Consider the following 13,718-nt stretch of genomic DNA (forward strand, 5'->3'; position numbering starts at 1 on the left):
AAAACTGGTTTTGAGTTAAATAAAAGTTACAGGTTGGATTTATCTGCTGAAATAATCAGGCGGGATGAAATTTTGCTTTAACATTCATCCCGCTGAAGGTGTTAAGGGTGACCTTTACCCGGCATATGCGGATCGTCTTTGTACTCGGCGGTGGCGATCCACGCCGCGCAGAACAGCGTCAGACGGGCGAAGAAGTAGAAGAACGCCATCACGCCCAGCACCGAACCAAACGCCGCCCCTGAAGGGGAGGTGGCCAGCGAGGGCAGCGTCCAGGTCATGATGATTTTAATCACTTCAAAGCCAATCGCCGCAATCAGCGTCCCGCGCATCAGCGCCTTACGGCGCGGGCGATGGCGTGGCAGACGCCAGAAGATCCAGAAGAACAGCAGATAGTTGGCGCAAATCGAAATGGCGAGGCCAATCAACTGCCAGACCGGTTTCAGCCAGTCAATGTAGTTCAGGTAGAGCAGGGAGATGATTTTTTCCTGCGCCGCCCCGGCGATAGAGGTGATCGACAGGGTGATCACCAGCGCCACCAGCAGACCAATCAGCGAGATAAAATCACGGATGTACTTTACCCAGAATTTCTCATCTTCCTGGGTCTTACGCTCCCAGACATCGCGGGACTGGGCGCGGATGGCTTCACGCAGGTTGCCCATCCAGTTCACCCCCGAATAGAGCGCCACCAGCAGGCCGACAATCCCGACCGTCGTGCGCTGCTGCACGGCGGTGCTGATCGTGCTTTTTAAGGTAGACGCCGTGGACGGGTCATTCACGTTACTGAGGATTTTGTTGAAGATATCCTGCAACAGCGTGGGGTGCGAGGCGAGCACAAACCCGGCGGCGGCAAAGCAGACCATCAGGATCGGGATCATTGATAAAAACGAGAAATAAGTGATGGCGGCACCAAACTGATTGCCCAGCCGGTCGTTAAACCGCTCGGTAGCGCGGAGCAGATGCGCTACCATCGGCCTGCGTTGAATTTTCTCCGCCGTTTCCGTCACCGTTGCCAGTAAGCCGCTGTCATGCTCTTTCGGCTCCGGGGCTTTTTTCTCTGCGTGGGCGTCAGTCGTCCCGGCGCTTTCTGGCGTGGCAGCAGGTTTTTCATGGGTGATAACTTGTTTTACCGGCTGGTAATCCAGTTCCGGCACCGGGCGCTTTTCATCATTTTCCGACGTCATTGAGTTGCTATTCCTTTTACGAATACGTGATCTCTATGGCAATTATAGTCACGGTTACGCAACGGCGTTTTTCAGCACTCCGGTTAGCCATTCCATAAAAAGATGTACCCGCCGCGAAAGATTACGTCGTGGCGGGTAGACCAGCGACAACGGCAGCGAGCGGGCGCGGTACTGCGGCAGAATGGGCAGCAGCTTTTTACTGCGCAGCGCGTCGCGCACGGCGACTCTGGGAGTCTGAATAATCCCCAGCCCGGCCATGCAGGCGGCGTGATACGCCTCCGCGCTGTTGACCGTCAGAATGCCGCCGCTATTTACCCGCTGGAGGGAGCCATCGCGGTAAATCTCAAATCCCGCCGGGCGGCCGCCGGAATGGGCGGCGTAATGTACCAGCGCGTGATGCGCTAAATCCTCCGGCGTTTCCGGGTAACCAAAACGCGCCAGATAATCGGGGCTGGCGCAGTTGACTGATGATATTTTGCCCAATGGACGCACCACCAGGCCGGACTCATTTAAGTCTCCCATCCGCACCGCGCAGTCGGATCCTTCGCGGATCACATCGACCTGCCGATCGTTGCCGAGCAGTTCAATCTCAATGCCGGGATACTGCTGGACGAAGGCGGGCAGGCGAGGGATAACCACATTTTTGGCGAGAATGACCGGAATATCGACGCGCAGTATGCCGCTCAGGCTGGCGGGATCGTGACGGAACAAGCCGTCCAGCTCATCAAGGTTGCTCAGCAGGTCTTTGGCGCGCTCGTAATACACCATGCCTTCCTGGGTGAGCTGGACCTGCCGCGTAGTGCGGTGCAGAAGCCGGGTGTGCAGATGGCTTTCCAGCGCCTGAATCTGCCGGGATACGCTGGCTTTCGGCAGGGCGAGAAAATCCGCCGCGCGGGAAAAACTCTCCAGTTCGGCAACACACACAAAAAGCCGCATTGCGTGAATTTTATCCATTGGGGTGCCTTATTGTTGTCATCAATGAAACAGTAATGCGTTATCCGTAATGTTTATTGATTTTGTAGCAGCTAATAAGGCTTTTCTCAATCAGCAGCGCGAGGAATGCGACCTCTTTTCACGATTTTCCCGCCAAAAGGCAGGGCAAAACGCCGCGCTGAAGTGCCAGAAATGCAGTGATAGCGGGAGATTTACGTGCTGCTGTTTCTCTATTAACATTCAATGATACTTTAAATGCGGTATCGTATTTAGTAACAGTATTTATGAATATCGGCGTTTACTGGCTTCTGCGAAAATAATATTATGCCTGACGAATTAATTTTATATTAAAGACAGGGCTGGCTTCAGGAAATTCTTAATTAAGGTGTGATATAAATCACCTATTTGTAATATATATGACTCGCGTGTAATGATTCATAATTCTTATCTTTTTATTCTTCAACTCATCGGTAGAATGCCCCAGGCTAAACAGCAAGTGTCAATTTGCCTTTACTGGTAATACCCTTCCCCTTGTTTTTTGTGGGTGTTTGGTTTGCGATGGAGAAAGAGTAATGCAGGTAATCATGTTTGACAGGCAGTCAATATTTATTCATGGAATGAAAGTCAGTTTGCAACAGTCAGTTCCTGAAGTAGATATCCACGGTGTCAGTCAGGCGGATGAGCTGTGGACCCGGCTGGATAAAACGCCGGAGGCTATTCTGATGCTGGATGGCAATATGGATCGGGATTTTTGCCTGTGGTTGTTACAGGAGAAATCAGAACGCTTTCCACTGTGCCGCGTGCTGCTGGTGGCATCCGATTGCAATATGGAATGGATTAAGGATTTGCGCCGTTATAATGTGCTGGCGGTAGTACAACGGGATTCCGGGCCGGATAAATTTTCGCTGGCCCTGAATAGTGTGGCGATGGGTCTTTTATGTCTGCCCGGTGACTGGGAAACGGCGCAACAGGAGGCGAATGGTCATGAATTACAGCACCTGAGCAACCGCCAGCGTGAAATTCTTAAACTGATCGCCGCCGGGGACTCAAATAAGCAAATTAGCCGCACGCTGAATATCAGCGCGGGGACGGTTAAAGCCCATCTTGAGTCTATTTATCGTCGCCTGGACGTTAAAAACCGGACCCAGGCGGCAATGATGTTTAACGATACTCACGCCCACTAGGCCACCGTTATTTCACATCCCTGAGTAAATAATGCGCATTCGGCCTGGCGTTGTGGCGTCAGGCTGGTCACTTTCCGGCCATTCAGCACGATAGCTTTCTCCCATTCCGCCAGCGCACGGTCAAAATCACCCGCATTAATATGCTTCAGGATCGGCGACTGATAAAATGCTTCATTGCCACAGCTGAGCGCCAGCGAGACCACGGCGTCATATTGCGGCTGGGTGAGGCTGATTTCCAGGCATTGCTGGATCAGGCACTGGCAGCGCTGAATATCCAGCATCAGCAGCGCGTCTGCCGTTTCCGGCGTCAGCGGCCCGGCAAAGTTTTCATAGCAGGCGATCATATGACCGTAGCCAATGATCCACATTCCGCGTTCATCCTGGTACTGTTCCAGTGACAGACCCTGGTATTTTTTAATCAATTCGACACCGGTGGGGCTAATCATCAGGGGTTGCTGCAACATAACGTATTCCTCTTTCTCTCTGACACAGCAGTCTACGAAAAAGCACCGTGCGGCAAAATTCGCCAGATGACCCTGGGGCTGGCCTATGCCATCGCATTAGCACTAAAAATTAGCTGGCGCAGCGCGATAGATCACTGTATTGAAACAGAATTTGTTATATGTTCTTAACATTGCCATAACGCGCCGCAGGACAGTTAATGACGTACAGCACATCGGTTCAGATTCGCGAACAGTTTGAACACTGTCTTGCGGTTATTCGCCAGGCGTCGCTTGAAATTTTGTTGCTGCTGGACATGAAGGTTTCGGAAGGAAAAGATCCGCGCTGGTTTCTGGAACAGCTGGATCAGGCGCGTCTGAGCCTCGGCGGATGGGCCAGCGTCGCCCGACGGCTTAATCTTGATGATGCGCAGATGAGCCGCTTTACCCTGCATTTGCGCCATCTTCAGCAGTGGGTGCCGCAGTATGAAAGCGGGCAGGAGGTGAGCAACAACCAGCTGATTGCCGCGCTGCGCTTTGTCACTGAACTCGAATATTTGCGCCAGAAACAGCCGTTGCTGAAGTTCGCGCCGCCCGAAGGGGAGGACAGCAGCGCCCAGCAGCAGGCGCAGGGGCAGCTACGCGGGCTGGAGCTGACCCTGAAAGCGCTTATCAACCAGGCGTGGCCGGATACGGTAAAGCTGAATAATCAGCTTAAAATCCAGTTTGGTGCCGACAAAGTGCGCCGCTGGTTAAAGCTGGGTGAGCGCAACGATGTGCTCAGCGGGATGCCGTTCGGCGATCTGGTGATGATGCTGGTGGATAAAAAAGAGTTTGCCCGGCACTATGCGCCGCTCTTCAGCACGCCTTCGTCACTCAGTTTATTCAGTGAACCCCGTGCCACGCTGCAACATTTTCTCGCCGACTGCCGCCAGATCCGCAATGTGGTTATCGCCAATCAACCGCTGAGCCTGGCGCAGCGCAGCCTGGTGGAACATTATCATCAGCAGATCACCGGCCCGGTCCAGCAGGCGTTTAGCCTCGGGCAAACGCGGGTGAACCCCGCCGCGTTTATGCCGCCGTCGCCGGAGGAACTGTCCAGTTTCTGGGACAGCGCCCGTAAAAAAGATCGTCTGTGCGGTGGTGACAACGACGATATCAGCGACAGCATTGAGCGACCGCAGACCCGGCGCAAACGCTCCGCCGAAGAACGTGACCAGCTTATCTCAGTGGTGCTGTGGGCGATGGTCGGTATTGCCGTACTGGGGATGGGCGCAGGCGGGTTATGGATGATGAATCAGACCAGCGCCGCGCCGCAGGCCAGCACGCAAAGCGTGGCGACGACCAGCCGCGTGGAGCGCGAGCCCTCATCGCCGCGCGAACAACTGGTCAGCATGGGAATTGCGTGGGATGCGAACAATCTGCGCTCGGCTATCGATCGCAATAATCTTCAGGTGACGCAGCTTTTTTTACGCGGTGGGATGAGCTGGAAAGTATCGTGGACCGAGACGGCGTTCGCCGCCGGTAACGACGAGACGCTGGCGCTATTGCTGCGCTACCGCGCGCAGATGGATGAAAGCCGCCCCTGCCGACGCTTTATGACCACGACAGGCCACGCGATGCTACAGGGCGGCTCGTTAACTTCTGTGCACAAGGATTTTCTGCACACGTTTTGTACCGCCGCGCCCGTTGTTGAACGGCAGCGCTACGATACCGAACAGGCCAGACGCCGGGCACAGGCGCAGCCGGATGCGCAGAGCAAAAAATGGCTGGCGATCCAGACAGCCATTTATGACGAAGTGCGCTAGTCGCGTGGCGGCTCGCCATACAGCGCGATAAGCCGACGCGCCACGCCGTTGGTCCAGCCAAAGCCGTCCTGAAGCGGATACTCACCGCCGCCCCCCGTACTCGGGGTGCTGTCGGCAATATGGTATTTTTCCACCAGCTTATGATGCTTCTCATAAACGTGGTTAACCGTTGCCAGCCAGCAATGGGCAATTTCATCGCCCAGCGCGTCGTTGCCGTACAGTTTAAAGCCCTGTACCGCCATCCACTGTAGCGGTGCCCAGCCATTGGGTTTATCCCACTGTTCGCCGCTTTCGTATTCGCTGGCGAGGATGCCGCCGGGCGTCAGCAGACGCGAACGAATCGCCTCGGCCAGACGATCGGCCTGTTCATGGGTCGCCATGCCGGTATACAGCGGCACGATGCTCGCCGCCGAGAACAGCGCCTGCTGCTCGCGCCGCCAGTCGTAATCGCGGAAGCAGCCGTTTTCGTCATCCCACAAATAGTGAGTGACCGCCGTCCGGCGATCCGCCGCTTTCTGGCGGAATTTGGCTTCCGTTTCCCGGTCGCCGTTTACCCCGGAGATATTGGCGATGGTACTCTCCAGTTTGAACAGAAACGCGTTCAGGTCGATCGGAATAAACTGGGTGGTACGGATACTGGCGAGACGGTGCGTATCACGCAGCCAGCGGGAGGAGTAGTCCCAGCCGGACGCGGCACCGGCACGCAGATCTCGATACACCTCGTTGGCCGGACGGCTGGAGTGCTTCGCCGTCTCTACATCCTCAAGCCAGGATTCATCGCGCGGCGTGTCGCGGTCGTCCCAGTAGCGGTTGAGCAACGCGCCGTTAGGCATTCTCACCACGTGACGATAAGCCTGGTTGAGCACCAGCGATTCCGCACCGTCCATCCAGAAGCTGTATTCCATCTTCAGATGCTCGAGATAACGCCGCGCCCCGCGCACCCCATCTTCTTCGAACAGTTCCACCATCAGCGCAAACACTGGCGGCTGGGAACGGCTCAGATAATAAGTACGGTTGCCGTTCGGGATATGCCCGTAGATTTCGATCATCCACGCGAAGTTATCCGCCATACATTTCAGCAGATCGTTACGGCCGCTTTCCGCCAGCCCCAGCATGGTGAAATAGGAATCCCAGTAGTAGGTTTCACTAAAGCGTCCGCCCGGCACGATATACGCCTGCGGCAGCGCCAGCAGCGACGACCACGGGATATGATCCTGCGGCTCGCGGGTGAGAACAGGCCAGAGATTATCGATATGCTCCTTAAGGGAGTGCTCTGGATTCGAGATGTACTCTTTGCTGTAATTTTCCGGCAGCCAGAAGTGATCGCTGACAAACTCGCGCAGATCAAAGCCCGGCTTACGTTTCACCCGACGGTAGCGGATGAGAATATCCAGAGGGTCCATTTTTGGTGCGCAGTCCGGGAACGTTTTGCTGTCGGCAAAAATTCGCGAGGACTGTACATGCTCAAAGAGTTCGAGATAGCGATCGGCAGGGGTCAGCGCGTCCGAGGCGGGAAGCCCCTCGATCATCTCCGGCTCCGGCTCAACTTCGATCATATCATCCAGTTTTAATTCGCATGGATCGGTTTCGTAGTTGAGATTGTTATCAATCAACAACTCTTCTTCCTCCACACTGCGCATTTTCTGGTTGAGCATAATGATACAAACCTCCGGATTACGTCGTCTTAAACATACGGGTGTTGCCCGGTTTAACTATAAGCGTAGACATTCGCCTCGATCATCGATCGGCAAAATGTGCGATAGATCACACTTCTCTGTGAAGCAATAAAGAGCAAAAACGTTCAGGTCGCTGTTAACTAACAGGAATTGTGGTCGTCGGTCCCCTTTCACTTTCAGAGTATTTACTGTGCAATTGCGTGCTAAGTGAAAAGGCGTGAGCACAGTATAACGTGGGCCGAGTGATGAAATAAACAGCAGTTTGCGTGAAGGTATGTAAAGGGGCGTTAATGGGTGGAAATGATTAGGATCAGCGTAGTCCGGTTGTAAGATTTGCTCTTACAAATACGTATGATTAATCGCCCACCGTCTCCGGTGGGCGATTCTGTTAGCTAGCGCATCGTCACAAATTCTTCCGCGCCGGTAGGGTGGATTGCGACGGTATTATCGAAATCCTTTTTCGTCGCGCCCATTTTGAGCGCCACCGCAAAGCCCTGGAGCATTTCGTCCATCCCGTAGCCGATGCCGTGGATGCCGACGATTTTCTCCTCCGGCCCCACGCAGACCAGCTTCATGCGGCACGGCTGGCGGTGCGAGGTGACGGCGGTGTACATTGCGGTAAATGAAGATTTATACACTTTCACTGCGTCGCCGTGTTTCTCCCGCGCCTGCTCTTCGGTTAAGCCTACGGTGCCAATCGGCGGGTGGCTGAAGACCACGGTCGGGATATTGCTGTAGTCGAGATGCTCGTCCGGCTTATTGTTAAACAGGCGCTCGGAAAGGCGACGGCCTGCGGCAACCGCGACGGGGGTGAGTTCCACTGCGCCAGTGTTATCGCCAACCGCGTAGATCCCTTCTACGCTGGTATTCTGATATTTATCGACGGCGATATGTCCTTTTTCGGTGGTTTTCACGCCCGTTACCGCCAGATTGAGGTTATCAGTCGCCGGTTCGCGGCCAACGGCCCAAATCAGGCAATCGACGGTCTGCGAGCGGCCATCTTCCAGTTCCAGCGTCAGGCTGCCGTCGGCGTTTTTGACGACCGCTTTCGGCACCGCGTGGGTGTGCAGGGTCGGGCCTTCGCTATTCATAACCTCGACCAGCGTTTCAACCAGCATGGAATCGAAGCTGCGCAGCGGGGCGTGTTTACGCACAAACAGATGCGCCTCTGCGCCAAGACCGTTGATCACGCCTGCCAGTTCGACGGCGATATAACCCGCGCCGACCACCGCCACGCGGTTGGGTAATGCAGGCAGCGCAAAGAAACCGTCGGAGTCGATGCCGTATTGCGCGCCCGGCACGTCCGGGTGGATCGGCCGACCGCCGGTCGCGATCAGGATATGATCGGCGGTGATTGTCTCACCGTTGACTTCCAGCGTTTTGGCATCCACAAAGCGGGCAAAGCCTTTGATCACATCAACCTGGTTTTTTCCCAGCACGTTATCGTAGGACGTATGAATGCGATCGATATAGGCGGTGCGGCTGGCAATCAGCTTATCCCAGTTAAATTTATTCAGGGTGGTATCAAAGCCGTAATCCGGGCCATAAAGCTGAATGGCCTCGTGGATCTGCGCCGCGTGCCACATCACTTTTTTCGGGACACAACCCACATTCACGCAGGTGCCGCCCAGCGCTTTGGCTTCAATCAACGCACATTTTTGTCCGTACATCGCCGCACGGTTGATGGAGGCGATACCGCCGCTGCCGCCGCCGATAGCGACGTAATCATAATGTTTAGTCATCATTTCTATCCTTAATCGTCGATTGCCCCGATTGTATACCGCAATGCAGAAAGTTCTGCCGATGGCTGCGATTACTCCGGCACGATCCAGTTTACTAAAGTATGGCCGATGCCCGCCGGAACCAGCTTACGATGCAGCCACGGCAGCACGTTGTTCATCTGCTGCTCCAGTTTCCACGGCGCGTTGATGACAATCATGCCGGAGGCGGTCATGCCGCGCTGGTCGCTGTCCGGGCGCACCGCCAGCTCAATTTGCAGGATTTTACGAATGCCGGTGTCTTCCAGATCGTGGATCATGCGCTTGATTTGCTGGCGCAGCACGACCGGATACCACAGTGCGTAGGTACCGGTAGCAAAGCGTTTGTAGCCTTCGTTAATGCCTGCGACCACCGCCTGATAATCAGTTTTGATTTCATATGGTGGGTCGATGAGGATCAGACCACGACGCGATACCGGCGGCAGTTTGGATTTTAACTGCTGGTAGCCGTCGGCTTTAGCAACGCGGGCGCGCTCGTCTTTCTGGAATTCAGAGCGCAGCAGCGGGAAATCACTCGGATGCAGTTCGGTCAGTTGCAGGCTGTCCTGCTCGCGCAGTAACTGGCGGGCGATCAGCGGCGAACCGGGGTAATAACGCAACTGCCCGCTGCGGTTAAAGTGTTTTACCACGCTGATGTACGGCTCCAGTTCGGCAGGCAAATCGTCCTGCTGCCAGATGCGGGCGATCCCTTCGAGATATTCCCCGGTGCGCTCGGCGTGTTCGCCGCTGAGCTGGTAACGTCCCGCGCCCGCATGGGTGTCCAGATAGAGAAACGGCTTATCTTTCTCTTTCAGTGATTCAATAATCAGGCTCTGAACGGTGTGTTTAAGGACGTCGGCATGGTTGCCAGCGTGAAAGCTGTGGCGATAACTGAGCATAGAAATCAGGATTCCGGGAATGAAAAAATAATCGTTAGTTTACCGCAGAACCGCACCAATTGCCGTCATAAAGCCAGAGAACACCGCCTACAGGCTGAAAAGCGTCAGCGAACGTACGTGGGCGCTGGGGTTGGCCTGCTTCACCGCCGTCAGGAAAGCCACGAAGCTGCGGTTAAAAAGCGTGAAATTGTGCAGAAAACGAACCTGTTTGCGCTGTCCGTTGATGTCCCAGGTGACTGACCACACGGAGCGGTTGTTAATCTGGGTCGATTCCCGCTGTACTTCAACGATATTGGTCAGCGGGACGCTGACCGTCGCGCCCGTCGTCACCTCATAGAAATTCTCAGTGTCGAAGTAATAATCCGCTTTGTAGCTCTGGGAACTGCCAAAAGTGCGCAGCATAAATGATGAGGTAGAAATTAATTTCCGGTCGCCAGGGGCGGTGGGCGTGTCGGCGGGACGGGTACGTTTGAGCGTTTTGATCAGCAGGAAAATGATGCCTGACAAAAGGAGCAGCGGTAAAAACGTGAGCATAACCTTCATTGAATCCCCTTTATCTTTCAGGCGGCTTGCCTTGACCCCTTCGAGCAACGGTATCGCGGCCCTGAGGCAACGTAAATGAAATATTATAGTAACGTCCCCGGCGCGCTCGCCATTGAAATTCTCTACACTTAACCCCATGCTACAACGAACAGGTAAGCGCCGGAACGCGCGCTTCATTTACCCTATTCAAACAGGACCGCGCTTATGACCAATCCTTTACTGACGCCTTTCGATCTTCCCCCTTTCTCTGCGATTAAACCTGAGCATGTCGTCCCCGCCGTTACCAAAGCGCTGGATGACTGCCGTGCGTCGGTCGAGCGCGTGGTGGCGCAGGGCGCGCCGTACAACTGGGAAAATCTTTGCCAGCCGCTGGCGGAAGTGGATGACGTACTGGGGCGCATTTTTTCGCCCATCAGCCACCTGAACTCGGTGAAAAACAGCCCGGAACTGCGCGAAGCCTATGAGCAAACCCTGCCGCTGCTCTCTGAATACAGTACCTGGGTGGGCCAACATGAAGGGCTGTATAACGCCTATCGCGACCTGCGTAACGGCGAACATTATGCTGCGCTGGATATCGCGCAGAAAAAAGCCGTCGATAACGCGCTGCGTGATTTTGAGCTGTCCGGTATCGGGCTGCCGAAAGATAAGCAGCAGCGCTACGGCGAGATCGTGACCCGCAAATCCGAGTTGGGTAATCAGTACAGCAACAACGTGCTGGATGCGACGATGGGCTGGACGAAGCTGATCACCGACGAATCCGAACTGGCGGGTATGCCGGAAAGTGCGCTGGCGGCGGCGAAAGCTCAGGCGGAAGCGAAAGAGCAGGAAGGGTATTTGCTGACTCTGGATATCCCAAGCTATCTGCCGGTGCTGACCTACTGCGACAACCAGGCGCTGCGCGAAGAGATGTATCGCGCCTATGGCACCCGCGCTTCCGATCAGGGGCCGAACGCCGGAAAATGGGACAACGGCCCGATTATGGCGGAGATCCTCGCGCTGCGTCACGAGCTGGCGCAACTGCTGGGCTTTGACAGCTATGCCGACAAATCGCTGGCTACCAAAATGGCCGAGAACCCGCAGCAGGTGCTGGAATTCTTAACCGATCTGGCAAAACGCGCCCGTCCGCAGGGGGAGAAAGAGCTGGCACAGCTTCGCGCCTTCGCCAAAGCAGAATTTGGCGTGGACGAACTTCAGCCGTGGGACATCGCGTATTACAGCGAGAAACAAAAACAGCATCTGTACAGCATCAGCGACGAACAGCTGCGCCCGTACTTCCCGGAAGATAAAGCCGTAAACGGCCTGTTTGAAGTGGTGAAACGCATCTACGGCATTACCGCCAAAGAGCGTAAAGATATCGACGTCTGGCACCCGGACGTGCGTTTCTTCGAACTGTATGATGAGAACAACGAACTGCGCGGCAGCTTCTATCTCGACCTCTACGCGCGTGAACACAAGCGCGGCGGCGCATGGATGGATGACTGCGTAGGGCAGATGCGTAAAGCCGATGGCACCCTGCAAAAACCGGTGGCCTATCTGACCTGTAACTTTAACCGCCCGGTCAACGGCAAACCGGCGCTGTTCACCCACGACGAAGTGACAACCCTGTTCCATGAATTTGGTCATGGGCTGCATCACATGCTGACCCGCGTTGAAACCGCAGGCGTGTCGGGTATCAGCGGCGTGCCGTGGGATGCGGTGGAACTGCCGAGCCAGTTTATGGAAAACTGGTGCTGGGAGCCGGACGCGCTGGCGTTTATCTCCGGTCATTATGAAACCGGCGAACCGCTGCCGAAAGAACTGCTGGATAAAATGCTGGCGGCGAAAAACTATCAGGCGGCGCTGTTCATTCTGCGTCAACTGGAGTTCGGCCTGTTCGATTTCCGTCTACATGCCGAGTTCAGCCCGGAACAAGGGGCGAAAATCCTTGAAACTCTGGCTGAAATCAAGAAACAGGTTGCCGTGGTGCCGTCACCGTCGTGGGGCCGCTTCCCGCACGCCTTCAGCCATATTTTCGCCGGGGGCTACGCGGCAGGTTATTACAGCTATCTGTGGGCCGACGTGCTGGCCGCGGATGCTTACTCCCGCTTCGAAGAAGAGGGGATTTTCAACCGCGAAACCGGGCAGTCGTTCCTTGATAACATCCTGACGCGCGGCGGCTCTGAAGAGCCCATGGAGCTATTCAAACGCTTCCGTGGCCGCGAGCCGCAGCTTGACGCCATGCTGGATCACTACGGCATCAAAGGCTGACGTTCGGGTGAAAATCTGCTTACTTGACGAAACAGGCACCGGAAACGGTGCCTTATCCGTTCTGGCTTCCCGCTGGGGGCTGGAGCACGATCCTGACAACCTGATGGCGCTGGTGTTAACGGCGGAGCGACTGGAGCTGCGCAAACGCGACGAGCCGAAGCTTGGCGGCATTTTTGTCAATTTTGTCGGCGGCGCGATGGCACACCGACGCAAGTTCGGCGGCGGTCGCGGCGAAGCGGTGGCAAAAGCGGTGGGCATTAAAGGCGATTATCTGCCGGATGTCGTCGATGCCACGGCGGGATTAGGGCGCGATGCGTTTGTGCTGGCCTGCGTCGGCTGCCGGGTGCGGATGCTGGAGCGTAACCCGGTCGTGGCGGCGCTGCTGGACGACGGCCTGGCGCGCGGCTACGCGGACCCGGAAATCGGTCCATGGTTACAGCTGCGTTTGCAGCTGATCCACGCTTCCAGCCTGACCGGGCTGGCAGAAATCACCCCGCGCCCGCAGGTGGTGTATCTCGACCCGATGTTTCCCCATAAGCAGAAAAGCGCGCTGGTAAAAAAAGAGATGCGGGTATTTCAGTCGCTGGTGGGGCCGGATCTTGATGCCGATGGCCTGCTGGCACCCGCTCGCCAGCTTGCCATCAAACGGGTGGTGGTGAAACGCCCGGACTACGCCCCGCCGCTGGCGGACGTTGCCACGCCGAACGCGGTAGTGACCAAAGGGCATCGATTTGATATTTATGCGGGGACGGGGGAGTAAGTAAAGCTTACCCGGTTGCGGGAGGTCTGAAATGCATTGCTGATAAAGATTCAATCGCCAGCGGCAATGAGCGCTGGCAGTTGGGCATCGTGTCACCTCCCGGCTTCCAGCGGCTGGCAAATGCCTGCTGAAGATCGATGTCATCCCGCAACGCTGCACCGTTTATACCCGTCAGCCTTCAGAAAATCCGGTACGGAATACCCGATGCCGCTCTCGTATCAACCTCTTCCCGCTTTTCGACCGCGATCACACTTCCCCTTCCACTCCATAGATACTGCCTGAAAATGCGC

The 13,718-nt window shown here is 55.6% G+C and carries 11 protein-coding genes; 4 read left to right on the forward strand and 7 right to left on the reverse strand.

The window, feature by feature from the left end; all coding sequences use genetic code 11:
- Positions 1-101: 101 nt before the first annotated feature.
- Both yhjD and RT197_RS13835 read right to left on the reverse strand, forming a co-directional pair.
- Positions 102-1,181 (reverse strand): inner membrane protein YhjD, encoded by a 1,080-nt coding sequence (yhjD, locus tag RT197_RS13830; RefSeq protein WP_312951544.1) that lies wholly within the window; start codon positions 1,179-1,181, stop codon positions 102-104.
- A gap of 54 nt (positions 1,182-1,235) precedes the next feature.
- Positions 1,236-2,135 (reverse strand): LysR family transcriptional regulator, encoded by a 900-nt coding sequence (locus RT197_RS13835; protein WP_312951545.1) that lies wholly within the window; start codon positions 2,133-2,135, stop codon positions 1,236-1,238.
- 551 nt (positions 2,136-2,686) lie between these two features.
- Between RT197_RS13835 and RT197_RS13840 the strand changes: the two genes are divergently transcribed.
- Positions 2,687-3,298: a response regulator transcription factor gene (locus RT197_RS13840; protein ID WP_312951546.1), complete on the forward strand. Its 612-nt coding sequence runs from the start codon at positions 2,687-2,689 to the stop codon at positions 3,296-3,298.
- Here RT197_RS13840 and RT197_RS13845 read toward each other — a convergent pair.
- Positions 3,295-3,762 (reverse strand): lysozyme, encoded by a 468-nt coding sequence (locus tag RT197_RS13845; RefSeq protein ID WP_312951547.1) that lies wholly within the window; start codon positions 3,760-3,762, stop codon positions 3,295-3,297. The genes RT197_RS13840 and RT197_RS13845 overlap by 4 nt on opposite strands.
- Before the next feature lie 197 nt (positions 3,763-3,959).
- Here RT197_RS13845 and RT197_RS13850 point away from each other — a divergent pair, with 197 nt between their 5' ends.
- Positions 3,960-5,546, forward strand: a complete 1,587-nt coding sequence (locus RT197_RS13850; RefSeq protein WP_312951548.1) for an STY4199 family HEPN domain-containing protein — start codon at positions 3,960-3,962, stop codon at positions 5,544-5,546.
- On the opposite strand, the gene RT197_RS13855 is transcribed toward RT197_RS13850, so the two are convergent.
- The 4 genes from RT197_RS13855 to RT197_RS13870 all read right to left on the reverse strand — a co-directional run bounded on the left by RT197_RS13855 (position 5,543) and on the right by RT197_RS13870 (position 10,421).
- Complete coding sequence (locus RT197_RS13855; RefSeq protein WP_312951549.1) at positions 5,543-7,201, reverse strand: alpha,alpha-trehalase; 1,659 nt, start codon at positions 7,199-7,201, stop codon at positions 5,543-5,545. The two genes, RT197_RS13850 and RT197_RS13855, sit on opposite strands and share 4 nt — an antisense overlap.
- 413 nt (positions 7,202-7,614) lie before the next feature.
- Positions 7,615-8,964 carry a glutathione-disulfide reductase gene (gorA, locus tag RT197_RS13860; protein WP_312951643.1) on the reverse strand — a complete coding sequence of 450 codons (1,350 nt, stop codon included), beginning with the start codon at positions 8,962-8,964 and terminating at the stop codon, positions 7,615-7,617.
- A gap of 71 nt (positions 8,965-9,035) precedes the next feature.
- Complete coding sequence (locus RT197_RS13865) at positions 9,036-9,878, reverse strand: 23S rRNA (adenine(2030)-N(6))-methyltransferase RlmJ (RefSeq protein ID WP_312951550.1); 843 nt, start codon at positions 9,876-9,878, stop codon at positions 9,036-9,038.
- Between the two features lie 87 nt (positions 9,879-9,965).
- Positions 9,966-10,421, reverse strand: coding sequence for a hypothetical protein (locus RT197_RS13870; RefSeq protein ID WP_312951551.1), 456 nt, complete (start codon positions 10,419-10,421; stop codon positions 9,966-9,968).
- Between the two features lie 204 nt (positions 10,422-10,625).
- On the opposite strand from RT197_RS13870, the gene prlC reads away from it, so the two are divergent.
- Positions 10,626-12,668, forward strand: a complete 2,043-nt coding sequence (gene prlC, locus RT197_RS13875) for an oligopeptidase A (RefSeq protein ID WP_312951552.1) — start codon at positions 10,626-10,628, stop codon at positions 12,666-12,668.
- Positions 12,669-12,675: 7 nt separating this feature from the next.
- Positions 12,676-13,428, forward strand: a complete 753-nt coding sequence (rsmJ, locus tag RT197_RS13880) for a 16S rRNA (guanine(1516)-N(2))-methyltransferase RsmJ (RefSeq protein ID WP_312951553.1) — start codon at positions 12,676-12,678, stop codon at positions 13,426-13,428.
- The last annotated feature ends 290 nt before the right edge of the window (positions 13,429-13,718 follow it).

Source organism: Superficieibacter sp., from assembly GCF_032071645.1.
GTDB lineage: Bacteria > Pseudomonadota > Gammaproteobacteria > Enterobacterales > Enterobacteriaceae > Superficieibacter.

Coding starts and splice junctions, on each gene's coding strand:
- RT197_RS13855 (WP_312951549.1), bottom strand. CDS start 7,201: ATGCTCAACCAGAAAATGCGCAGTGTGGAGGAAGAAGAGTTGTTGATT.
- RT197_RS13865 (WP_312951550.1), bottom strand. CDS start 9,878: ATGCTCAGTTATCGCCACAGCTTTCACGCTGGCAACCATGCCGACGTC.
- prlC (WP_312951552.1), top strand. CDS start 10,626: ATGACCAATCCTTTACTGACGCCTTTCGATCTTCCCCCTTTCTCTGCG.
- RT197_RS13840 (WP_312951546.1), top strand. CDS start 2,687: ATGCAGGTAATCATGTTTGACAGGCAGTCAATATTTATTCATGGAATG.
- yhjD (WP_312951544.1), bottom strand. CDS start 1,181: ATGACGTCGGAAAATGATGAAAAGCGCCCGGTGCCGGAACTGGATTAC.
- RT197_RS13850 (WP_312951548.1), top strand. CDS start 3,960: ATGACGTACAGCACATCGGTTCAGATTCGCGAACAGTTTGAACACTGT.
- gorA (WP_312951643.1), bottom strand. CDS start 8,964: ATGACTAAACATTATGATTACGTCGCTATCGGCGGCGGCAGCGGCGGT.
- RT197_RS13845 (WP_312951547.1), bottom strand. CDS start 3,762: ATGTTGCAGCAACCCCTGATGATTAGCCCCACCGGTGTCGAATTGATT.
- RT197_RS13835 (WP_312951545.1), bottom strand. CDS start 2,135: ATGGATAAAATTCACGCAATGCGGCTTTTTGTGTGTGTTGCCGAACTG.
- RT197_RS13870 (WP_312951551.1), bottom strand. CDS start 10,421: ATGAAGGTTATGCTCACGTTTTTACCGCTGCTCCTTTTGTCAGGCATC.